We start from the raw sequence: 21,484 nt of genomic DNA, 5'->3' as shown, positions 1-21,484 counted from the left end.
GACCCGTCGGCCGGTCCGCCCACCGTAGCCCGCGTCAGGAGAGCCAGATGGCCACCACCCCGGCCGACCGCAGCCCGGAGAGCACGCTGGCGTACCTGCGCGAGGGTTACCGGTTCATCAGCACCCGCTGCGAGCGCTACGACAGCGACATCTTCACCGCCCGGCTGATGCTGGAACCGACGATCTTCCTACGCGGGCGGGAAGCGGCGGAGCTCTTCTACGACCAGGAGCGCTTCCTGCGGGCGGGGGCGGCCCCGAAGCGGGGCCAGCGGACGCTGACCGGGCAGGGCGGCGTGCAGGGGTTGGACGGGGCGGCCCACGCCGACCGCAAGGCCATGTTCATGTCGATCATGACGCCCTCGGCCGTCCAACGGCTCGGCCGGCTCTTCGCCGACGAGTGGCACACCCGGCTGGCCGGCTGGGCAGGGTCCGGGCCGACGGTGCTCGGCGACGAGGTCGGTCCGCTGCTCATGCGGGCCGTCTGCGCCTGGGCCGGGGTGCCGTTGCCCACCAGCGAGGTGGGCCGACGTACCGCGCAGATGCACGCCATGATCGACGGACCGGCCGCGCTGGGGCCTCGGCACTGGCGTGGCCTGCTCGCCCGGCGGCGGGCGGAGCGCTGGCTCGCCGACCTGGTGGAGCGGGTCCGGATCGGCACCCTGCCCGCACCGGCGGACAGCGCGCTCGCGGTGATCGCCGAGCACCGGGCTGCCGACGGCCGGCTGCTCCCCCGCCGGGTCGCCGCGGTGGAACTGCTCAACGTGCTGCGCCCCACGGTGGCCGTCGACAGGTACGTGGTCTTCGCCGCCCTGGCCCTGCACGACCATCCGGGCTGGCGGGAACGGGTCCGTACCGGTGACGAGCCGACCGAGTGGTTCGTCCAGGAGGTGCGCCGCTACTACCCGTTCTTCCCGGTGGCCATGGCCCGGGTCCGGCACTCCTTCGACTGGCAGGGCCACCACTTCCCGCAGGGTCGCCGGGTACTGCTCGACCTGTACGGCACCAACCACCACCCGCGGCTCTGGCCCGAGCCCGAGCGGTTCCGCCCGGAGCGGTTCGCCGGCTGGCGCGACGACCCGTACGGCTTCGTGCCGCAGGGCGGGGGGTACCACCTGGGCGGGCACCGCTGCGCCGGGGAGTGGATCACGATCGAGCTGATGAAGCAGGCGGTCGGGGTGCTGACCGGGGCGATGGACTACCGGGTGCCGCCGCAGGACCTGGCCCTGGACCTGACCCGGGTGCCGACCCTGCCGCCCAGCGGCCTCGTGCTCACCGGCGTCCACCCGACCGGCTGACCGCTCCGCCACCGGGGCCCGGTGTGCCACCCGGCGCGGACCTGTGGAAACTGCGCGGTTTGGTCGGCCTTCGGTGGGGGATGTTCGGGGACCATCGTCACCGGGAGGACCGTTGCCCGACACCGCCGCGACCCGGGACCGCCACACCACCGCCCGGGACCACCACCCCGCTGGCCGCCCGGGCCCGATCCGGCTCCCCGTCGAGTACGTCCTACCGCTGCGGCAGGCCGACGACACCGGCCTGGACGAGCTGACCGGCTACCTGCGGGAGCTGGGCCAACTGGTCGACGTGACAGTGGTCGACAGCTCCCCACCACAGGTGTTCGTCCGGCACGCCGCCCGCTGGGACGGCCTGCTCCGGCACCTGCCGCCCGACCCGACGGTGCACGGGGTCAACGGCAAGGTGTGCGGGGTGCTGACCGGGGTGGCGGCGGCACGGCACGAACACGTGGTGATCGCCGACGACGACGTCCGGTACGACGAGGCGGGGCTGCGCGCGGTACACCGGTTGCTGGACACCGTCGACCTGGTCCGCCCGCAGAACTACTTCGATCCGCTGCCCTGGCACGCCTGGTGGGACACCGGCCGGACGCTGCTCAACCGGGCGTTCGGCGCCGACGGGCCGGGCACCCTGGCGGTGCGTCGCAGCACCTTCCGGGCGATGGGCGGTTACGACCCGGACGTGCTCTTCGGGAACCTGGAGCTGGTCCGCACGGTGCGGGCGTACGGCGGCACCGAGGCGAGCCCCGCCGGGCTGTACGTCCGGAGGCTGCCACCGACCGCCGCGCACTTCCAGAGCCAGCGGTTCCGCCAGGCGTACGACGAACTGGCCCGACCGGTGCGGCTGCTGGTCGCGCTGGCGGTGCTGCCCGGGGTGGTGGCCGCGGCGGTGGCCCGCCGGCCGGGGCTGCTGGCCGTCGGGGCGGCCGGCACGGTGGCGCTGGCCGAGGTCGGCCGACGGCGGGCCGGGGGGACGGCGGTGTTCCCCCCGACCACCGTGCTGGCCGCACCGCTCTGGCTGCTCGAACGCGGAGCCTGCAGCTGGCTCGCGCTGGCCCGCCGGGTAGGTCGCGGCGGGGTGCGTCACGCGGGTCGGCGGGTACGCCGGCCGGCCCACTCGGTGCGGGTGCTCCGCCGCCGGCTGACCCCGGCCGAGCCGAGCGACCTCACCCGCTGGATCCGGGCCGACCCGGCCTCCCGGGGCCGCTGACCAGCGAGAACGTCACCGGCCACCGGCCGCACGCGGGCCGGCCCTGACCCCGCCGGCCGGACGCGGCTCGCGGCCACGCCCCGGCGGGTGCCGGAGGTGGCCGCGAGTCGTACCGGGTCCGCTCAGTGGCGGACCTGTTCGCGGGACTGCTGCGCGGAGTCCTTCACGTCGTGGGCGGCGGTGCGGGTGTCGTCCCTGACCGCGTGCACGGCGTCCTGGGCGGTGCTGCGCAGCGACTCGGTGGCCTGCTGGGCCGGCTCGCGCAGCTCTTCCCTGAGTTCGCCGGCCACCTCGCCCAGCTTCTCCTTGACGGCCCCGCTGTGCTCGCCGGCCTTCTCCTTGACCTGGGCGGCCAGCTCCTGCTCGCGGCGGCTGGCCGGGATCAGGGAGGAGACCAGCATGCCGACACCGAAGGCGATCAGGCCGGCGGCGATCGGGTTGCCCTCGGACTTGCGCCGGATCACCTGCGGGGCGCGCTGGGCGGCGTCACCGACGGTCGAGGCCGCCGCGTGGGCGCTTCCACCGACGGCGGAGATCGCCGAGGAGGCGCGGTCGCCTACCGAGTGGGCGGCGTGACCGGTGCCGTGGCCGAGGTCGGAAGCGGTGCCCATGACCCTGTCCCTCACATTCTGCAGCGCGCTGCGCGCCCGCTGCTTGCGGTAGTCGACGATGCGGCCGGGACTGACCTTGTACGCCAGCGCGTCCACGTCCGAGCTGAGGCTGTTGCGGGTCGCCTCGATCTCCCGGCGGATCTGGTCGGGATCGGTGCTCATCGGGTGACTCCCTCCGGGTGCGGCTTGAGCGCATCCGGGATGCGCTGCACGCTGTCGTTGGTCTGCTTGAGGCCGCGCACGTGTGCGGCGTTCTTCTTGGCCATCGAGTAGAGGACGGCGGCGATGGCCGCCCAGATCACGGCGACGATCAGGCCCGCCCAACCGGCGTCCAACACGTTGGACAGTCCGGCCCACAGGGCGATGGAGAGGAAGAGCGCGACCATGTAGCCGCCGAAACCGGCACCGCCATAGAGCCCGGCGGCCTTGCCCGCCTTCTTGCCCTCCTGGCGGATCTCGGCCTTGGCCAGCTCCACCTCCTGGCGCATCAGGGTGGACAGGTCGGCGGTGACCGACCTCATCAGGTCACCGAGCGAACTGCCCCTGACCTCGTCCGCGGAGTGCGGCGCACCCGCGGGGTGGTATCCGGAGTCCGGTCCGGACCCCTGCGTCGGCATGGTCATGCCGTTGCCTCCCTTCGGATGATCGCTCGGCTCACGGGCGGGTGACGCCGCTGGACGGCACGCCGGGCAGCGGGTCGGTCTGGGTCACCGGCGGTAGGGGCTGGCCGGTGCCGCCGGCCGGGTCGGCGTAGCTGGCGCCGGTCCCGTTGTCGGGGTGGGCCGCGCCCTGGCCGGAGTAGCCCGGGTCGGGCTCGGCGTAGGTGCCGGGGGTCGGGTCCAGGTAGCCGGCCGGCGGGGTCGGGGCCGCCTGGGTCGGGATGACCGCGGTCTGCTCCGGGTCGTAGCCGCCCGCCGTGCCGTAGCCGCGGGGGCTGGTGGCGTCGTCGGAACCGGCGGTGAGACCCTTGGCGAGCCTGCCGGCGACCACGCCGAGCACGGCCGCGCCGAGCAGGAAGGTGCCCGGGTTGCGGCGGGCATAGGTCTTCACCTCGTGGAGCAGGTCGCCCGGCTCGCGCTCCTCCAGCCAGCCGGCCACGCCGTGGACCCGGTCGGCCGCCTGGTGGGCGAGCTCGGTCACCGGGCCGCCCTGCCCGCCGTTCTGCGCCATCGAGCGCATCTCCTCGGCCAGCGACCGCAGGCCACCGGCGGCCCTGCGCTGCTGCTCGCCGCCGTGGGTGGTGAGCTGGTCACGGGCCTCGCCGTAGAGGTTGCGCACCTGACGGCGGGCCTCGCCGACCACCTCGTGGCCCTGCTCCCGGGCGGTCTGGGCGACCGCCCCACCGGCGTTGGCGGCGTCGGCGCCGACCTGGCGTGCCTGGTCCCGGACGCCGGTGCCGTTGCTCTGCTGCCCGTAGGAAGTGGTGGAGGAAAGATCGTGCGTCATGATGGTCCTTCCGCTCGGATACTCGTCGCGGTGATGTGCGGGGGATTCGCCGATCACGTCGGCCGCACCTTCGGACCTACCCTCGCCTTTCGGGTCCATGCACGATCCGTCGTTTCCGCGGAGCCGCCGCCCCGTCACCCGGGCGGGTGGTCCGTGCCCCGACACGCCGCGCCGGCGTTTGCCCGCGTCCCGGCTCGGGCAGCCACCGGGAGGACGAGGAGGCCGCGATGTCACGATGGTTGCGCAGGAACGCCCTGAGCCTGGCCCTGTTGGGCGCGTTCGCACTCTTCCTGGGATTGCAGAGCCTGTTCGGCTGGCAGACCCACAACGAGGAGCTCGCCGAGTACGGCGTCGCCCCGCTGAGCTGGTGGGCGTACCTGGGCAGCGGGCACTTCGCCGAGGCGGTCTTCGAGAACTGGGAGTCGGAGTTCCTCCAGATGGGCGGCTACGTGCTGCTCACCACCTACCTGGTACAGCGGGGCTCTGCCGAGTCGAAGCCCGAGGACAGCACCGACCGGCCCACCGACGACGAACGGCGGGCCGGCCCGGACGCGCCCTGGCCGGTCCGGGTCGGTGGACTGCCACTGGCCGTCTACCGGCACAGCCTCTCGTCGGCCCTGTTACTGATCTTCGCGGGGTCCTTCGTCGGGCATCTGTTCGGCGGGGTTGCCGCCTACAACGAGGAGCAGGCGCTCCAGAGCGGCGCGGCCCCGATCAGCGCCTGGCAGTTCCTCGGCACCAGCGACTTCTGGTTCCAGTCGATGCAGAACTGGCAGAGCGAGTTCCTCGCCGTGGGGGCACTGGTCCTGCTGAGCATCTTCCTGCGCCAGGCGTCCTCGCCGGAGTCGAAGCCGGTGACCGCCGCGCACGCCCAGACCGGCGCCTGACCGGGCGGGGCTGTTCAGGCCGCCACCGGCAGCCGCTTGGCGAAACACACGCTGTACGGGTTGCCGACGTACTCGCCGTAGACCGGGATCGGCTGGTAGCCGCAGGAGGTGTAGAGGCCGATCGCGGCAGGTAGATAGGTGCCCGTCTCCAGGCAGAGCATCGAGTGGCCCTGCTGGAAGGCCAACTCCTCCAGCGCACAGAGCAACTGCCGGGCGATCCCCCGCCCCCGGTACGCCGGCCGGACGTACATCCGCTTCAGCTCGCCGGTGTCCGCATCGAGGGACTGGAGGCCACCGCAGGCGACCACCCGGCCACCGTCCACCACCACCAGGTAGCGGATGCCGTCGTGGACCAGGGTGACCTGTCCGCCCAGCCCACCGTCGGCCTCGCGTAGCTCCCGCTGCTGGGCGGCGACCAGCGCGTCGACCTGCGGATCGGTGGCGGGACGGGACTCGATCAGCATCACCCCACGGTAGGACGGGTCCGTTTCACGAAGGTTTCCGGGAAACGACCCGGACCCGACCGGTAACGGGCTATTCCTCGTCTTCGTCGTAGTCCTGGTCGTCGGCCGCCGACTCCGGCGAGGCCGTCGCCAGCTCGTCCTCGGGGCGCTGCCGCCGTGCCTTGCGGGCGGCCAACCGCTCGGCCGCCGCCGGGCGCGACGACTTCTCCTCCAGCCGTACGTCGGTGCCCCGGTTGCCGGGGACGAAGTCGACGCCGGCGTAGAGGGTCGGCTGCCAGTCGAACTCCCGCTCACCGATCCGGACCAGGTCACCGGGGTTCGCGCCGGCCTTGGCCAGCTTCTCCTCCACCCCCAGCCGGGCCAGCCGGTCGGCGAGGAAGCCGACCGCCTCGTCGTTGTCGAAGTTCGTCTGGCGTACCCAACGCTCGGGTCGGACGCCCCGCACGGTGAACGAGCCGTCGGCCGCCGCCTCGATGGTGAAGCCGGCGTCGTCGACCGCCTTGGGACGGATCACCACCCGGGTCGGCTCGGCCGGCGGCGCGGCGCGGCGGGCCTGGTCGACCAGCTCCGCCATCGCGTACGTGAGCTCCTTGAGCCCTTCACGGGTGGCCGCGGAGACGTCGAACACCTGGAAACCACGCGCCTGGAGGTCGGGTCGGACGATGTCGGCGAGATCCTGACCGTCCGGCACGTCGACCTTGTTCAGCGCCACCAGCCGGGGCCGGTCGGCCAGTCCGCCGTACTCGGCCAGCTCCGCCTCGATGGTGTCGATGTCGGCAAGTGGGTCCCGGCCCGGCTCCAGGGTCGCCGTGTCGACCACGTGCACCAGCACGGCGCACCGCTCGACGTGGCGGAGGAACTCCAGGCCCAGCCCCTTACCGGTGGCGGCGCCCGGGATCAGACCCGGCACGTCGGCGACGGTGAAGGTGTGGTTGTCCACCCGGACCACGCCCAGGTTGGGGACCAGGGTGGTGAACGGGTAGTCGGCGATCTTCGGCTTGGCGGCGGAGATCACCGAGATCAGCGAGGACTTGCCCGCCGACGGGAAACCGACCAGGCCGACGTCGGCGACGCTCTTGAGCTCGAGCACCACGTCGAGCTTGTCACCGGGCTCGCCCAGCTCGGCGAAGCCGGGCGCCTTGCGCCGGGCGTTGGCCAGCGAGGCGTTGCCCCGCCCGCCGCGCCCACCCCGGGCCGCCTCGAAGGTGGTGCCCGCACCGACCAGATCGGCAAGCACCGTACCGTCGAGGGTCTGCACGACGGTGCCGTTGGGCACCTTGATCAGCAGGTCGTGGCCCTTGGCGCCGTCCCGGTTCGAACCCGCGCCGCCCTTGCCGTTCTCGGCCTTCAGGTGCGGGCGGAAGTGGAAGTCAAGCAGCGTGGTCACCTGCGGGTCGACAACCAGCGAGACGCTGCCGCCGTGCCCGCCGTCGCCCCCGTCCGGGCCGCCGAAGGGCTTGAACTTCTCCCGGTGGATGGAGACACAGCCGTGCCCGCCGTCGCCGGCCTGCATGTGCAGGACGACCCGGTCAACGAACGTCGTCACGACGCCAATCCTTCCAGCGGAGTCACGCCCCGCACCTGAAAAGCACCCCACCGGGGCCACCGGCGGGCAGGAGCACCCACCGGCGGGAGCACCCCGCACCTGAAACGGCGAAGCGGGCCGCGACCCCGAGGTCCGCGGCCCGCTTCGCCTTCGAGCTACTGCGGCACGATGCTGACGGTCTTACGACCCCGCTTGGTGCCGAACAGGACCGAACCGGCGGCCAGCGCGAAGAGCGTGTCGTCGCCACCGCGGCCGACCAGGTCACCGGGGTGGAACTTGGTGCCACGCTGACGGATGAGGATCTCACCCGCGCTGACGACCTGACCACCGAAGCGCTTCACGCCGAGTCGCTGGGCCGCGGAGTCACGACCGTTACGCGAGCTGGACGCACCCTTTTTATGAGCCATTGGAGGACGACCTACTTCCCGCTGGAGATGCCGGTCACCTTGACCTGGGTCAACGGCTGGCGGTGACCCTGGCGCTTGTGGTAGCCGGTCTTGTTCTTGAACTTGTGGATCCGGATCTTCGGGCCCTTGGTGTGCGCGGCGATCTCGCCGGACACCGCGACCTTGGCAAGCTTTGCCGCTTCGGTCACCAGGTCGTCACCGTCGACGAGGAGCACCGCGGTGAGCTTCACCGCGTCACCGGGGGCACCGGTGAGCTTCTCGACCTCGATCACGTCGCCCTCGGCGACCTTGTACTGCTTGCCGCCGGTCTTGACGATCGCGTACATCGGAGGCGGACTCCCTGTCGTTGAGGCTGCTGGCGGTCGTTCCCATGGCAACTTGCCGGGTAGCTGTGACACCGGCAGCGCGGGCACGCGGGAACTCGGCACACCAAAGTGCGCCGCAGGAAAGACTACGCCATCCCCCGCCCGCCACCCAAACCGGCCCCCCGCCGGTCGGCCGGCCGCGCCGGAACCGGCCCGCCGTCAGCGGGCGCAGAGCTGGTCCAGGCGCTGCTGGAGCCGGTCCAGTTCGGTCTCGTCGATCGAGTCGACGTCGGTGCCGAGCCGGCCGATCTCGGTGGCCAACTCGGTGAGCAGGGTCTTCAACTGGGGGTCGGTGGCCCGGCCGGACTGCTGCCGCAGCACCGTCCGCCAGGTGGTCAGCGCCACCTCCGCCCGCTTGCGGGCGGTGTCCGCCGCCGTACTGTCGTTCGCACCGACCGCCGCGATCATCTTGCCCAGTTCCTCGACGTAGGTACGCACCGCCGTGGTCGAGGCGGCCTCGGCGTCGGCGCACACCTGCGGTCCGTTGCCGCCCGCCGGGGAACCGCTCACCACGGCGGACGGGACCACCGTGGCGGGGGCCACCGTGGCACTCGACCGGTCGGCGGGGGCCGACCCGTCGGTCCGGTCGCCGGAACAGCCGACGCCGGTCAGCAGGACGGTGGTCACCACGATGGCGGCGGGCAGGCGGCGCATGGTCTTCTCCTAGCCGGGGGTGACCGATCGTATCGCCGGCCGCCGGCCCGGCAGGACCCCTCCCACCAGCGGGACGCCGGAGGAGGGGTCCTGGGGCACGTTGGTGCGGGTCAGCCCGTCACGGACGGGTCCGCCGACGGGCACCACCCCGGCGGGACCGCCGCCGACCGGTGCCGGCCTCACCACCGTCGTCGTCGCCGTCGGCCTCACCCAGCGCGTCCGGGTCGTCCACCCCGGCGAGCCGGGCCGACTCACCGGTCTGGGCGTCGGCCACAGCCGGCGCGGCCGGCGTCTGCGTCTCGTACCGGGACAGGTCGTAGCCCATGGTGTCGTCGTAACCGGTGTCGGCCGCCGGGGCGGCGACCTCGACGTCGGTGGCCTCGGTGGTCTCGACAACGGTCCGCTCCGCCGTGGCCGCCTTGCGGGCCCGCCGCCGCGAGGACGCGCTGGCGGGCGGTTCGGCCGCCGGGGCGGTGACCGCCGAGGCGACCGCCTTGACCCGGTCGCCCGCACCCGCACCCGCACCGGCACCCGCACGCGGCTTCTCCGCCACCGGCTCGGTGTGGATGACCAGGCCCCGGCCCTTGCAGCACTCGCAGGGCTCGCTGAACGCCTCCAGCAGGCCGGCGCCGATCCGCTTCCGGGTCATCTGCACCAGGCCGAGCGAAGTGATCTCGGTCACCTGGTGCTTGGTCCGGTCGCGCCCCAGGCACTCGGTGAGCCGACGCAACACCAGCTCACGGTTGGACTCCAGCACCATGTCGATGAAGTCGATGACCACGATGCCACCGATGTCGCGCAACCGCAGCTGACGGACGATCTCCTCGGCCGCCTCCAGGTTGTTGCGGGTGACCGTCTCCTCCAGGTTGCCCCCGGAGCCGGTGTACTTGCCGGTGTTGACGTCGACGACGGTCATCGCCTCGGTCCGGTCGATCACCAGCGAACCACCGGAGGGCAGGAAGACCTTGCGGTCCAGCCCCTTGATGATCTGCTCGTCGATCCGGTACTCGGTGAACACGTCGGCGGTGCCGACGTACCGGCGTACCCGGTCGACCAGGTCCGGCGAGACGTGCGACAGGTACGACTCGACCATGCCGTACGACTGCTCGCCCTCGATGACCAACTCGCGGAAGTCCTCGTTGAACAGGTCCCGGACCACCCGGATGACCAGGTCGGGCTCCTCGTAGAGCAGCACCGGGGCGCCACCGGCGGTCGCCTTGGCCTGGATGTCCTCCCACTGGGCCTGCAGCCGCTTGACGTCCCGGGCCAGCTCGTCTTCGCTGGCTCCCTCGGCGGCGGTCCGGACGATCACGCCCGCGCCGTCCGGGACCAGCTTCTTGAGCACGTCACGCAGCCGCTTGCGCTCGTTGTCGGGCAGCTTGCGGCTGATCCCGGAGGCGTTGCCGTTGGGCACGTAGACCAGGTGCCGGCCGGAGAGCGCCACGTGGCTGGTCAGCCGGGCGCCCTTGTGCCCGATCGGGTCCTTGGTGACCTGGACCAGCACCGAATCGCCGGAGCGCAACGCCTGCTCGATCGAGCGGGAGCGCCCCTCCAGGCCGCTGGTGTCCCAGTTGACCTCGCCGGCGTACAGCACGGCGTTGCGACCCCGCCCGACGTCGACGAAGGCCGCCTCCATGCTGGGCAGGACGTTCTGCACCTTGCCCAGGTAGACGTTGCCGGCCATGGTGCCGGACGAGTTGCGGGTGACGTAGTGCTCGACCAGGACGCCGTCCTCGAGGACCGCGATCTGGGTCCGGTCGCCGCGCTGGCGGACCGCCATCACCCGGTCGACCGCCTCCCGGCGGGCCAGGAACTCCGACTCGCTCAGGATCGGCGGGCGGGTGCGGCGCTGCTCCCGGCCGTCCCGCCGACGCTGCCGCTTGGCCTCCAGCCGGGTCGAGCCGGAGACGCCCTGCACCTCGTCGACGGCCTTGCGGGGCTCACGGATCTTCACCACCGTGGGTACGCCGTCGTCGGCGCTCCCCTCGACGTCCCCGGCGCCCCGGCGGCGACGCCGCCGACGACGGCGGGTCAGTCCGTCCCCGTCACCCTCGTCCTCGGCCTCGTCGCCCTCGCTCTCGGCCTCGGCCTGGGCCGGCTCCTCGGTCTCGTCCTCGTCGGTGTCGTCCGCGCCGCCCTTGCCCCGGCCCCGGCCCCGGCGGCCCCGGCGACGGCGGCGACGCGCGGCGGCCGACTCGTCGTCGTCCTCCTCGTCGTCACTGTCGTCCTCGGTGCCCTCCTCGGCCTCGCCGGTGGGCTCCTCCTCGACGACCTCGACCGGCTCGACGGCCTCGACCGGCTCGGCCTCACGGCGACCACGGCGACGCCGCCGCCCGGTCTCGGCGGGCTCCTCGGCGGGCTCCTCGGCGACCGGTCCGGGCTCGACCACCCGGAAGGTGGGCAGCTCCTCCGGCTGCGGGGCCATGAAGAGCACCGTCGGCGCGGCGATCGCGGCCCGCCGCCGGCGGGTACGCAGCTGCGGCTCGGCCGGCTCCACCGGCTCACCGGCGGCCGGCACGGCGACGCCGGGCGACACCTCACCGGCTCCCGTCCCGGCACCGGCCGGGCCGGACGTCCTGCCCGGCCGCGCACCGGTGTCCGGCTGCGCCGCCCCGGCGGACGGCTGGTCGACAGGCACCGCGGCTTCCTCGGCCGCGGTCTCCTCGGTCTCCTCGACCTCGTCGGCGACGGTCGGTTCGGTCGGGGCAGCCGCCTCCACGGCCGGCTCCTCCACCTCGGCGGCCGGCACCTGGCCGGCGGCGACCTCGGCGGCCGGCAGCGGCTCGGCGGCCGCCGGGGCGACAGCCTTCTTCCGCCGGGTACGGGTCACCTTCACCGGTGGTACGAGTTCCGCGCTGCCCTCTTCCACCCCGTCGGCGACGAGCGGATCCTCGACCGCCTTGGCCGGGGTGGCCTTGCGGCGGCGTCGGGTGGGCTTCGGCGCGGAGTCGAGTTCACCGGCGACCGGGACGATCACCTCGGCCTGCTGCGACTCGTCGGTGGCCGAGGCGGCGGTGTCGGACGCCTCGGCGGGCGCCCCGGTCGGCTCCGGCTGGCTCAGTGGCGCGGCCCGCCGTCGGGTGGTCCGTCGCCGGGTCGGCGGTGCACCGTCCACAGCCGTCGCGGCACCCTCGGTGGTCGTCGCGGCACCCTCCGGGGGCGTCGCGGCGGCCTCCGGTGGCGCGGCGCCGGGCGTGCCGTCGGAGGAGGCGGCACCGGTGCCGCCGCCGATGGTGGTGTCGGCGGTGTCGCCGGCCGGCTGGGAACCGGTCCGTTCGCCGCCCTCGGGCTCGTTCTCGAGCATGGACGTTCTCCAGTTCTGGCGGCCCCGGGCGCGGGTGAGCGCTGCCACGCAGGACTGCCGCAAAAGTGTTTCCGCCGGGCGCGCGACGTGCACGACCGCCGAAGTCTGCCTGCCAGAACCCTGACCGACGGTCAGCGTCCTCCGATGGCTGCCCAGTCGCGGTCCGCTTCCAACGGATCCACGATCGCGCCCTGCGCGGTCAACGTGCCCTGCGCCAGCCGGATCACCCTCGGGGAGACCGGCGGCTCCAGGGCGGCCACCACGCGGAGGCCGGAAAGGACGTCATCGGGTCGCACGGACGGGGTGACCTGCCGTACGACCAGTTCGAGTATCGCACACGACGAGTCCGCTGCCCCGGAAGGCGTCTCCACCGGGGGCAGCACATCGATGCGGGTCACCGCGCTCCGCGCGTCGAACGTCCGTCGGCCCTGCTTGGTCATCCGCTCGACCTGCACCTCGTCGGCGGCCACGAAGGCGGAAACCGCCCGTTGTGCCACCGCCGGGTCGACGTCGGGCAGCTCGATCCGCCAGTGCGACGCCTCGATCCGCTCGGGCAGGCTCCCCCCGGTGGCGACCACCACGTCCAGCACGTCGAGGCCGGGTGAGAGGGCCGCGTCGAGCGCGGCGCGCAACTGCTCCGGGTCGACCACCGCCTGGAGGCCGACCTCCAGGTACTCCGCCTCGCTGGCGACGCCGGTGGGGGCGGCGCTGGCGTAGGAGATCTTCGGGTGCGGGGTGAAGCCCTGGGAGAAGGCCACCGGTACGGCGGCCCGGCGCAGGGCGCGCTCGAAGGCGCGGGCGAAGTCCCGGTGGGAGGTGAACCGCAACGGTCCGCGCTTCGCGTACCGGATCCGGACCCGCTGGACGATGGGCGCCTGCCCGCCCTCCGGCTGTGGTTTCCTGCTGATCGTCGTACTCCTCGGTCTAGAACCGGCCGGTCGTCCCCGTGCCCCGGGCCGGCGGTGACGATAGCGTCATGCGCGTCTTCGCGGGACGGGTGGCCCGCCGGGGCACGCCACCCCCGCCCCGGCGACTGTCACTGCTGGGCGCCGGTGGGCACCTTCAGGCCGGTGACCGGGGTGAGCGGCAGGAGCTTACGGCCGGTGGGACCGATCTGGATCTCGGTGTCCATCGACGGGCAGACACCGCAGTCGAAGCACGGGGTCCACCGGCAGTCGTCCTGCTCGTACTCGCCCAGGGAATCCTGCCAGTCCTGCCAGAGCCAGTCCTTGTCCAGGCCGGAGTCGAGGTGGTCCCAGGGCAGCACCTCCAGCTCGTCGCGCTGGCGGGTGGTGTACCAGTCCAGGTCGACGCCGAAGCCCGGAAGCACCTCGGCGGCGGCGTCCACCCAGCGCTGGTACGAGAAGTGCTCGCTCCACCCGTCGAACCGGCCGCCGTTGCGCCACACCTCGTGGATCACCGCGCCTACCCGGCGGTCACCCCGGCTGAGCAGGCCCTCGATCAGCGACGGCTCGCCGTCGTGATAGCGGTAGCCGATCGCCCGACCGAGCGAGCGGTCCGAATTGATCGCCTGCTTGAGCAGCCTGAGCCGGTGGTCGATGACCTCCGGCGGGCAGATCGGTGCCCACTGGAACGGGGTGTGCGGCTTCGGCACGAAACCGCCGATGGAGACGGTGCAGCGGATGTCCTTGGACCCGGTGGCCGCCCGCCCGGCCCGGATCACCTCGTGCGCCATGTCGGCGATCTCCAGGACGTCCTCGTCGGTCTCGGTGGGCAGGCCGCACATGAAGTAGAGCTTCACCTGCCGCCAACCGTTGGTGTACGCGGTGACCACCGTGCGGATCAGGTCTTCCTTCGACACCATCTTGTTGATGACCTTGCGGATCCGCTCCGACCCGCCCTCCGGGGCGAAGGTCAGCCCGGTCCGCCGACCGTTGCGGGACAGCTCCTGCGCCAGGTCGATGTTGAACGCGTCCACCCGGGTCGACGGCAACGACAGCGACACGTTGGTGCCGGCGTACTGCTCGGCCAGGCCGGAGCACATGTCGCCGATCTCGGAGTGGTCGGCCGACGACAGCGACAGCAGGCCCACCTCGTGGAAGCCGGAGAACTCCAACCCCTGCTGGACCATCTGCCCGACGGTGGTGATCGAGCGTTCCCGGACCGGGCGGGTGATCATGCCGGCCTGGCAGAACCGGCAACCCCTGGTGCAGCCCCGGAAGATCTCCACCGCGTACCGCTCGTGCACCGTCTCGGCCAGCGGCACGAGCGGCTTCTTCGGGTACGGCCAGGCGTCCAGGTCCATGGTGGTGCGCTTGTGCACCCGGAACGGCACGTCCGGGCGGTTCGGCACGACCCGCTGGATCCGGCCGTCGGGCAGGTAGTCCACGTCGTAGAAGCGCGGCACGTAGACGCTCTCGGTGCGGGCCAGCCGCAGCAGCAGCTCGTCCCGGCCGCCCGGGGAGCCCTCCGCCTTCCACTCCCGGACGATCGCGGTGATCTCCAGGACCGCCTCCTCGCCGTCGCCGAGCACGGCGGCGTCGACGAAGTCGGCGATCGGCTCCGGGTTGAACGCGGCGTGCCCACCGGCCACGATCACCGGATCGGCCTCGGTACGGTCGGCGGCGCGCATCGGGATACCGGCGAGGTCGATCGCGGTGAGCAGGTTGGTGTAGCCCAACTCGGTCGAGAACGAGACCCCGAACACGTCGAAGCGGCGCACCGAACGGTGCGCGTCGACGGTGAACTGCGGCACGCCGTGGGTACGCATCAGCTGTTCCAGGTCCGGCCAGACCGCGTACGTCCGCTCGGCCAGCACGTCGGGCTGCTCGTTGAGCACCTCGTAGAGGATCTGCACGCCCTGGTTGGGCAGGCCCACCTCGTACGCGTCGGGGTACATCAGCGCCCAGCGTACGGTCGCCGCGTCCCAGTCCTTGACCACCGCGCCCAGCTCGCCACCGACGTACTGGATGGGCTTGGTCACCTGGGGCAGCAGCGCCTCCAGCCGGGGCCAGACCGACAGCTCGCCGTCGTGGCGCGGCGAAGGACCCGCCGTGCCGGAGCCGTCGTCGGTCATGGCCGCGGCGGGGCGCGGCGTCGTGGACGGAGCACTCATGGAGCCCAAGGGTACGCGTCCGCCGGCGAACCACTCGCCGCACCGCCGATTGGTCGAGGTGGCACCCCGGTACTAACCTCGCAACCGGCGCGAGAGGAGATTGCCGCGATGCCGGAGCCGCAGCCGGGAGCAGACCGGCCGGCCGACGGGGGCGACCCGGTCCCGGGTCGGCAGCAGGATCCAGTGGTCACCGCCGAGCCGGTCGACCTCCCCACACCACCGCCTGGTGACCACGCAGCGTCGGCGGGTGAGCCCATCGCGGTCACGCAGGGCGACTTGGGGAATCCGGCTGGTGACGCCCCTCCTTCCGCGTCACCCGTCGACGTCGCCACCCCACCCCGACCCACCCCCGCGCCGGAACAGGCCGGCCCGACCGAGCCCCCCACCCCACCGGAACAGGCCGGCACGACCGAGCAGGCCGGCACGACCGAGCAGGCCGAGCAGGCCGGCACGCCGGAGTCCGCCGGCCCGAGCGAGCAGGCCGGCCCCGACGGACAGGCCGGTCTTATGGAGTCCACCGGCCCGACCGAGCAGAGCAGTCCGGTGGAGCCGGTCGGCCCGGCGCGGGGGGTCGCGCCCGGCCCGGTCACCCCGGCCCGGGGGTCGGCCGCCGTTCCGGCGCGGGTCACACCGCCCGAGCCGACGACGCCAGCCCAGCCCGACCTGGCCCGACAGGAGCAGGGCCCCGACCCGACCCGGCAGGAACAGCGCCCCGACCCGACCAGGCTGGAGCAACGCCCCGACGCCACCCGGCTGGAACAGCGCCCCGACGCGACGCTTGAGGAGCCGGCGGCGCCCCGGTGGAGTGGTTCCGCCGCCGTACCCGCACCGCCGCCGCGTCGCCGCGGGTGGGGTGAGTCGGCCGAGTTCACCCCGGCACCGCCGCCACTCCCGCCGCCGCCCCCGCCGGAGCTGCCGGAGCACCGTGCCCCGGTGGACCCGTGGGCGGGCGCGGACACCGGCGGTTGGGACCTGCACCACCCCGAGCTGGCTGCACTGCCGCCGGCGGTGCCCTATCCGGCGTCGCCGCCGACCCGCCCCTACCCACCGGCCACCGGCCCGGCCCCACCCCACCGGCCCGACTCCACCCCACCGGCGCAGTCGACGCCCCACCAGCACACCCCGACCCCACCGGCCCCGCCGTACCAGAACACCCCGCCCCACCAGAACACCCCGACCCCGCCGTACCCGCCGGTGTCGTCGCCGGCTCCGGCCGCGCCCTCGCCGACCAGGCCCTACCCGGTCGCGCCGGTGCCCGCTGCGCGGCCGGTGTCCCCGCCACCAGCCCGCCCGGCGCTGCCACCCCCGCCGCCGCCCGCGCCACCCCGGCCGCCGAAGCAGCGCCGGGCCCGTCCGGAACCGGCCGCCCCACCGCCGGTGGACCCCAGGAGACCTCCCAAGGGGTACGTCCGCCGCAAGCGTCGGCGCTGGCCCTGGGTGCTGCTGCTCAGCCTGGCCTGCTGCTGCGGCTGCCCCGCCTGGTTCGGCCGACCGGCCTGGCAGCAGTACCCCGCCGATGCCACCCTGCCCGGCCAGGTCGCGGACCTGACCCTGCGGGAGGACTCGGGCAGCGAGGTCGAGAAGCTCAAGACCGAGGTACGCAAGGCGAACCTGCTCGCCGAGGACGTCTACGCCGGCGTCTACGGCACGTCCGACGGCAAGCGGGTGATCGTCTTCGGTGACACCGGCTTCCGGTTCAGCCCGGAGTCCGACGCGGACGACGCCATGGTGCGGCTGACCGACACTTTCGGGCTCGGTACGCCCCAACCGGTGGACACCGGCGTCCGGGGCCGGTACGAGCGCTGCGCGACCGGGTCATCCAACGGCGCCGACGTGGTGGTCTGCACGTCGGTGGACCACGGCAGCAGCGCCACCGGGGTCTTCACCCGACTCTCGGTGGACGACAGCGCCCGGCTGCTCGCCACGATGCGCGCCCAGATCGTCACTCCGAAGCAGGGCTGAGCGGGGGCCGGCCCGAGCAGCCGACGCTCCGCCGTGTACAGGCGGTGTTCAGGCCGGCGTGCCACCGGCGGTGGGCTCGGCCCGGCGGGGGGCGTAGCGGGGGACGTACTCCTGGCCGGTGAGCTTCTGGATCTCGGCCATCAGCTCGTCGGTCATCTCCCGCAGCGAGGTGCGGTCGTCGGAGCGGCCGGTGAAGTCCAGCGGCTTGCCGAACTTGATGATGATCTTCGCCTTGCCGGGGCGGGGGACCCGGGTGCCGATCGGCTGGGCCTTGTCGGTGCCGAGCACCCCCACCGGGATGATCGGCACGCCGGCCGCCACCGCCAGCCGGGCGGTGCCCGTCCGTCCCCGGTAGAGCCGCCCGTCGGGCGAGCGGGTCCCCTCCGGGTAGACGGCGACCAGGTCTCCGCCGCGCAACGCCGGGATGGCCGCGTCGAACGCGGACAGCGCGGCCCGCCCACCGGCCCGCTCGACCGGGATGGCACCCAGACCGGTGAGCACGAACTTGGACAGTGCGCCCTTCGGACCGGGGCCGGTGAAGTACTCCGACTTGGCCCAGAAGGCGAGGTGCCGGGGGACGACGGTGCCCAGCAGCAGCTCGTCGGCGACGGAGAGGTGGTTGCCCGCGAAGATCGCACCGCCGCTCGCCGGGATGTGCTCCAGCCCCTCGACGACCGGGCGGAAGGCCAGCCGGATCGCGGGTCCCACGGTGAGCTTGCCGATGGTGTAGAGCAGCGGCACTGGTCCTCCGGCGGTCGTACGTTGAACAGGCGGTGTCACGGTAGCGGACGGACGCCCGCACGACCCAACTGGTGCACGCGCGTCCGCCCACTGGATGGGCGGGCGCGGGGACGGGCCCCGACCGCCGCGCAGGCGACGGCAGGGGCCCCTCCCACACCGCTCACACCGGTCGGACGGTCACCGTCACCGGCTCGCCGTCGCCGACCTCACCGGTGAACCCGGCCAGGCCGTCGGCGAAGTCCACCGTGTCGGCCAGCACCTCCCGGGCGACGAACCCGGTGTACGCCGACACCGCCGCCCGGACCTCCTCGGAGGCCGACACCGACAGCACGATCCGGTCGGAGATGTCCAGGTCGGCGTCCCGGCGGGCCTGCTGCACCACCCGGACCACGTCCCGGGCCAGCCCCTCGGCGGCCAACTCCGGGGTGACAGCGGTGTCGAGCACCACCACCCCCTCACCGCCGGGCAGCGGGGCGGAGTGCGCGGCGTCGGCGGCGACCAGGCGCAGCTCGTACTCGCCCTCGGCGAGGGTGACCCCGGCGGCGACGGGAGCGCCGTCGTGAAGCTCCCACTCCCCCGCCTTGACCGCCCTGATCACCTGCTGCACCTGCTTGCCGACCCGGGGGCCGAGCGCCCGGGGCACCACGGTCAGCACCTGCTGGCAGTAGTCGGCGACCTGCGCGGAGAACTCCACCGCCTTGACGTTTACCTCGTCGGCGACCAGGTCGGCGAAGGGCCGCAGCTGGTCGGCGACCGGGGAGGCCACGGTCAGCCTGGGCAGCGGCAGCCGGACCCGCAGCCCCTTGGCCTTGCGCAGCGACAGCGCCGCCGAGCAGACGTCCCGGGTGGCGTCCATCGCCGCGACCAGGTCGTGGTCGGCGGGGAGGTCCTGCGCCGACGGCCAGTCGGTCAGGTGCACCGACCGCTCGCCGGTCAGCCCGCGCCAGATCTCCTCGGCGGTCAGCGGGGCCAGCGGCGCGACCACCCGGCAGAGCGTCTCCAGCACCGTCCACAGGGTGTCGAACGCGTCGGCGTCACCCGACCAGAACCGGTCCCGGGACCGCCGCACATACCAGTTGGTCAGCGCGTCGAGGTAGGACCGGACTGTGGCGCAGGCCCCGGAGATGTCGTACGCGTCCATCTGCGCGCCGACGGTCTCCACAAGTTCCCGGGTCTTGGCCAGCACGTACCGGTCGAGCAGGTGCGTCGAGTCGGTCCGGCGACGGGCGGTGTGCCCGGCGGCGTTGGCGTAGAGCGAGAAGAAGTACCAGACGTTCCACAGCGGCAGCAGCACCTGCCGGACGGCGTCGCGGATCGCCGGCTCGGTGACCGGCATGTCCCCGCCCCGCAGCACCGGCGAGGACATCAGCATCCAGCGCATCGCGTCCGAGCCGTACGCGTCGAAGACGTGGTAGACGTCCGGGTAGTTGCGCAGGCTCTTGGACATCTTGCGCCCGTCCGAGCCGAGCAGGATGCCGTGACTCAGGCAGTTGCGGAACGCCGGCCTGTCGAACAGCGCGGTGGCCAGCACGTGCATGGTGTAGAACCAGCCCCGGGTCTGCCCGATGTACTCGACGATGAAGTCACCCGGGTAGTGGTGCTCGAACCAGTCCGCGTTCTCGAACGGGTAGTGCACCTGGGCGAAGGGCATCGAGCCGGACTCGAACCAGCAGTCCAGCACCTCCGGCACCCGACGCATCATCGAGCGCCCGGTCGGGTCGTCCGGGTTGGGGCGGACCAGGTCGTCCACCGCCGGCCGGTGCAGGTCGGTCAGGCGTACGCCGAAGTCCCGTTCGATCTCGTCCAGCGAGCCGTAGACGTCCAGCCGGGGGTAGTTCGGGTCGTCGGACTTCCAGGCCGGGATGGGTGAGCCCCAGAACCGGTTGCGGCTGATCGACCAGTCCCGGGCGTTGGCCAGCCACTTGCCGAACGAACCGTCCTTGATGTGGCCGGGCGTCCAGTTGATCTGCTGGTTCAGCTCGACCATCCGGTCCCGGAACCGCGTCACCGCGACAAACCACGACGACACCGCCTTGTAGACCAGCGGGGTGTCGCAGCGCCAGCAGTGCGGGTACGAGTGGGTGTAGGTGTCCTGCCGCAGCACCACCCCCCGCTCCTTCAGCTCCCGGATCACCGGCTTGTTGACGTCGAAGACCTGCTCACCCTGGTACGGCGGGACCAGCGCGGTGAACCGGGTGTGGTCGTCGACCGTGACGATGGTGGGGATGCCGGCGGCGTTGCAGACGTTCTGGTCGTCCTCACCGAAGGCCGGGGCGAGGTGCACGATCCCGGTGCCGTCCTCGGTGGTGACGAACTCCGCGCCGAGCACCTGGTAGGCGTTCTCCCCGGCCCGCTCGACCAGGAAGTCGAACAGCGGGGTGTAGCGGCGTCCGGCCAGAGCCTCGCCGGTCACCCAGCCGACCTGCTCGTACCCCTCCAACTCCTTGGCGTACGCCCCGAGCCGGGACTCCCCGACCACGTACCGCTGGCCGTCGCGCTCCAGCACCGCGTACCGGATGTCCGGGCCGACGGCGAGCGCGAGGTTGGACGGCAGGGTCCACGGCGTGGTCGTCCAGACGCCGAGCTTGACCGGCCCGCGGACCAGCTCCGGGGCACGCTCGTCCGGGGTCAGCTCGAACCACACGGTCAGCGTGGGGTCGTGCCGGTCACGGTAGACGTCGTCCATCCGGGTCTCGGTGTTCGACAGCGGCGTCTCGCACCGCCAGCAGTACGCCAGCACCCGGAAGCCCTCGTAGACCAGGCCCTTGTCGTGCAGGGTCTTGAAGGCCCACATGACGCTTTCCATGTAGTCCAGGTCGAGGGTCTTGTAGTCGTCGGTGAAGTCGACCCAGCGGGCCTGCCGGGTGACGTACCGCTCCCAGTCCTGGGTGAACTCCAGCACCGAGGAGCGGCACGCCTCGTTGAACCGGGCCACCCCGAGGTCGAGGATCTCCGCCTTGCTGGTGATGCCGAGCTGCTTCTCGGCCACCACCTCGGCGGGCAGGCCGTGGCAGTCCCAGCCGAAACGCCGCTCGACGTGCCGGCCGCGCATGGTCTGGTAACGCGGCACCACGTCCTTGACGTACCCGGTGAACAGGTGGCCGTAGTGCGGCAGGCCGTTGGCGAACGGCGGGCCGTCGTAGAAGACGTACTCGTTCTTGCCGTCGTCGCCGGCCGGCCGGGCCGCCACCGAGGCCTCGAAGGTCCGGTCGGCGGTCCAGTGCTCCAGGACGCGGCGTTCGACCGCGGGCAGGTCCGGGCTCGCCGGGACGCCGGCGGCCGGGTCGTGCAACGGATAGCCCATCGGGGGTCGCTCTCCTCTGGCAGCTCACTGATCTCGTGGTCTGCGAGGACGAGCCTTCGCCGGTACGCCGTCGTCGACGCCCCGGGCCGGGCCCGCGGTACCACCCCGCTTGGCGGTCAGGAATCGACCACCCGCTCGTCGGTCGGCTGTGACGGGCCGCCCCGTCCGGTTCTACTCCGGTGTCGCCACCGTTTCTTCCGGAGGCTCGCCGG

General features: G+C 72.9%; 17 protein-coding genes. 4 read left to right on the top strand and 13 right to left on the bottom strand.

Going from position 1 to position 21,484, the window contains the following annotated elements; translation table 11 throughout:
• Positions 1 to 47 precede the first annotated feature (47 nt).
• Positions 48 to 1,295, top strand: a complete 1,248-nt coding sequence (locus tag OHQ87_RS00155; RefSeq protein WP_328343790.1) for a cytochrome P450 — start codon at positions 48 to 50, stop codon at positions 1,293 to 1,295.
• A gap of 112 nt (positions 1,296 to 1,407) precedes the next feature.
• Positions 1,408 to 2,505 carry a glycosyltransferase gene (locus OHQ87_RS00150; protein WP_328343788.1) on the top strand — a complete coding sequence of 366 codons (1,098 nt, stop codon included), beginning with the start codon at positions 1,408 to 1,410 and terminating at the stop codon, positions 2,503 to 2,505.
• 122 nt (positions 2,506 to 2,627) lie between these two features.
• Here OHQ87_RS00150 and OHQ87_RS00145 read toward each other — a convergent pair whose 3' ends face one another.
• The 3 genes from OHQ87_RS00145 to OHQ87_RS00135 are packed head-to-tail and all read right to left on the bottom strand — an operon-like array spanning position 2,628 to position 4,562.
• On the bottom strand, positions 2,628 to 3,278 hold the full coding sequence (locus OHQ87_RS00145) for a DUF3618 domain-containing protein (protein WP_328343786.1): 651 nt from the start codon (positions 3,276 to 3,278) through the stop codon (positions 2,628 to 2,630).
• Positions 3,275 to 3,739 carry a phage holin family protein gene (locus OHQ87_RS00140; protein WP_328343784.1) on the bottom strand — a complete coding sequence of 155 codons (465 nt, stop codon included), beginning with the start codon at positions 3,737 to 3,739 and terminating at the stop codon, positions 3,275 to 3,277. The genes OHQ87_RS00145 and OHQ87_RS00140 overlap by 4 nt, the downstream gene beginning before the upstream one ends.
• A gap of 31 nt (positions 3,740 to 3,770) precedes the next feature.
• Entirely contained in the window at positions 3,771 to 4,562 is a 792-nt protein-coding gene (locus tag OHQ87_RS00135; RefSeq protein ID WP_328343782.1) for a hypothetical protein, read from the bottom strand.
• Positions 4,563 to 4,789: 227 nt separating this feature from the next.
• Between OHQ87_RS00135 and OHQ87_RS00130 the strand changes: the two genes are divergently transcribed.
• On the top strand, positions 4,790 to 5,449 hold the full coding sequence (locus OHQ87_RS00130; RefSeq protein ID WP_328343780.1) for a DUF6766 family protein: 660 nt from the start codon (positions 4,790 to 4,792) through the stop codon (positions 5,447 to 5,449).
• 14 nt (positions 5,450 to 5,463) lie between these two features.
• Here OHQ87_RS00130 and OHQ87_RS00125 read toward each other — a convergent pair whose 3' ends face one another.
• The 8 genes from OHQ87_RS00125 to OHQ87_RS00090 form a co-directional block, all read right to left on the bottom strand.
• On the bottom strand, positions 5,464 to 5,913 hold the full coding sequence (locus OHQ87_RS00125; RefSeq protein WP_328343778.1) for a GNAT family N-acetyltransferase: 450 nt from the start codon (positions 5,911 to 5,913) through the stop codon (positions 5,464 to 5,466).
• A 70-nt stretch (positions 5,914 to 5,983) separates the two neighbouring features.
• Positions 5,984 to 7,459, bottom strand: coding sequence for a GTPase ObgE (obgE, locus tag OHQ87_RS00120; RefSeq protein ID WP_328343776.1), 1,476 nt, complete (start codon positions 7,457 to 7,459; stop codon positions 5,984 to 5,986).
• 155 nt (positions 7,460 to 7,614) lie between these two features.
• Positions 7,615 to 7,866, bottom strand: a complete 252-nt coding sequence (rpmA, locus tag OHQ87_RS00115) for a 50S ribosomal protein L27 (protein ID WP_088647594.1) — start codon at positions 7,864 to 7,866, stop codon at positions 7,615 to 7,617.
• A gap of 11 nt (positions 7,867 to 7,877) precedes the next feature.
• Positions 7,878 to 8,192, bottom strand: coding sequence for a 50S ribosomal protein L21 (rplU, locus tag OHQ87_RS00110; protein WP_328343774.1), 315 nt, complete (start codon positions 8,190 to 8,192; stop codon positions 7,878 to 7,880).
• Positions 8,193 to 8,390: 198 nt separating this feature from the next.
• Positions 8,391 to 8,885, bottom strand: a complete 495-nt coding sequence (locus tag OHQ87_RS00105; RefSeq protein WP_328343772.1) for a hypothetical protein — start codon at positions 8,883 to 8,885, stop codon at positions 8,391 to 8,393.
• 118 nt (positions 8,886 to 9,003) lie between these two features.
• A complete protein-coding gene (locus tag OHQ87_RS00100) occupies positions 9,004 to 12,189 on the bottom strand; it encodes an Rne/Rng family ribonuclease (RefSeq protein WP_328343770.1) in 3,186 nt (1,061 codons plus the stop codon).
• A gap of 131 nt (positions 12,190 to 12,320) precedes the next feature.
• A complete protein-coding gene (locus OHQ87_RS00095) occupies positions 12,321 to 13,040 on the bottom strand; it encodes a TIGR03936 family radical SAM-associated protein (RefSeq protein WP_328348688.1) in 720 nt (239 codons plus the stop codon).
• Between the two features lie 185 nt (positions 13,041 to 13,225).
• Complete coding sequence (locus OHQ87_RS00090) at positions 13,226 to 15,265, bottom strand: TIGR03960 family B12-binding radical SAM protein (protein WP_328343768.1); 2,040 nt, start codon at positions 15,263 to 15,265, stop codon at positions 13,226 to 13,228.
• A 108-nt stretch (positions 15,266 to 15,373) separates the two neighbouring features.
• Here OHQ87_RS00090 and OHQ87_RS00085 point away from each other — a divergent pair, with 108 nt between their 5' ends.
• On the top strand, positions 15,374 to 17,227 hold the full coding sequence (locus OHQ87_RS00085) for a hypothetical protein (protein ID WP_328343766.1): 1,854 nt from the start codon (positions 15,374 to 15,376) through the stop codon (positions 17,225 to 17,227).
• Between the two features lie 48 nt (positions 17,228 to 17,275).
• Here the strand turns inward: OHQ87_RS00085 and OHQ87_RS00080 are convergent, their stop codons facing one another.
• Entirely contained in the window at positions 17,276 to 17,968 is a 693-nt protein-coding gene (locus tag OHQ87_RS00080) for a lysophospholipid acyltransferase family protein (protein WP_328343765.1), read from the bottom strand.
• 160 nt (positions 17,969 to 18,128) lie between these two features.
• Entirely contained in the window at positions 18,129 to 21,272 is a 3,144-nt protein-coding gene (gene ileS / locus OHQ87_RS00075) for an isoleucine--tRNA ligase (RefSeq protein ID WP_328343763.1), read from the bottom strand.
• Positions 21,273 to 21,484: the final 212 nt, after the last annotated feature.

This window comes from Micromonospora sp. NBC_00421 (assembly GCF_036017915.1).
Classification (GTDB): Bacteria; Actinomycetota; Actinomycetes; order Mycobacteriales; family Micromonosporaceae; genus Micromonospora.
The sequence above is the reverse complement of the archived record's forward strand: the minus strand, read 5'-3'. Positions and strand labels throughout refer to the sequence as shown.

What these genes read in the sequence shown, in the direction of transcription:
- rpmA (WP_088647594.1), bottom strand. Translation starts at nt 7,866, where the DNA reads ATGGCTCATAAAAAGGGTGCGTCCAGCTCGCGTAACGGTCGTGACTCC.
- rplU (WP_328343774.1), bottom strand. Translation starts at nt 8,192, where the DNA reads ATGTACGCGATCGTCAAGACCGGCGGCAAGCAGTACAAGGTCGCCGAG.
- OHQ87_RS00090 (WP_328343768.1), bottom strand. Translation starts at nt 15,265, where the DNA reads ATGAGTGCTCCGTCCACGACGCCGCGCCCCGCCGCGGCCATGACCGAC.
- OHQ87_RS00130 (WP_328343780.1), top strand. Translation starts at nt 4,790, where the DNA reads ATGTCACGATGGTTGCGCAGGAACGCCCTGAGCCTGGCCCTGTTGGGC.
- OHQ87_RS00135 (WP_328343782.1), bottom strand. Translation starts at nt 4,562, where the DNA reads ATGACGCACGATCTTTCCTCCACCACTTCCTACGGGCAGCAGAGCAAC.
- ileS (WP_328343763.1), bottom strand. Translation starts at nt 21,272, where the DNA reads ATGGGCTATCCGTTGCACGACCCGGCCGCCGGCGTCCCGGCGAGCCCG.
- OHQ87_RS00140 (WP_328343784.1), bottom strand. Translation starts at nt 3,739, where the DNA reads ATGACCATGCCGACGCAGGGGTCCGGACCGGACTCCGGATACCACCCC.
- OHQ87_RS00100 (WP_328343770.1), bottom strand. Translation starts at nt 12,189, where the DNA reads ATGCTCGAGAACGAGCCCGAGGGCGGCGAACGGACCGGTTCCCAGCCG.
- OHQ87_RS00155 (WP_328343790.1), top strand. Translation starts at nt 48, where the DNA reads ATGGCCACCACCCCGGCCGACCGCAGCCCGGAGAGCACGCTGGCGTAC.
- OHQ87_RS00085 (WP_328343766.1), top strand. Translation starts at nt 15,374, where the DNA reads ATGCCGGAGCCGCAGCCGGGAGCAGACCGGCCGGCCGACGGGGGCGAC.
- OHQ87_RS00125 (WP_328343778.1), bottom strand. Translation starts at nt 5,913, where the DNA reads ATGCTGATCGAGTCCCGTCCCGCCACCGATCCGCAGGTCGACGCGCTG.
- OHQ87_RS00145 (WP_328343786.1), bottom strand. Translation starts at nt 3,278, where the DNA reads ATGAGCACCGATCCCGACCAGATCCGCCGGGAGATCGAGGCGACCCGC.
- OHQ87_RS00105 (WP_328343772.1), bottom strand. Translation starts at nt 8,885, where the DNA reads ATGCGCCGCCTGCCCGCCGCCATCGTGGTGACCACCGTCCTGCTGACC.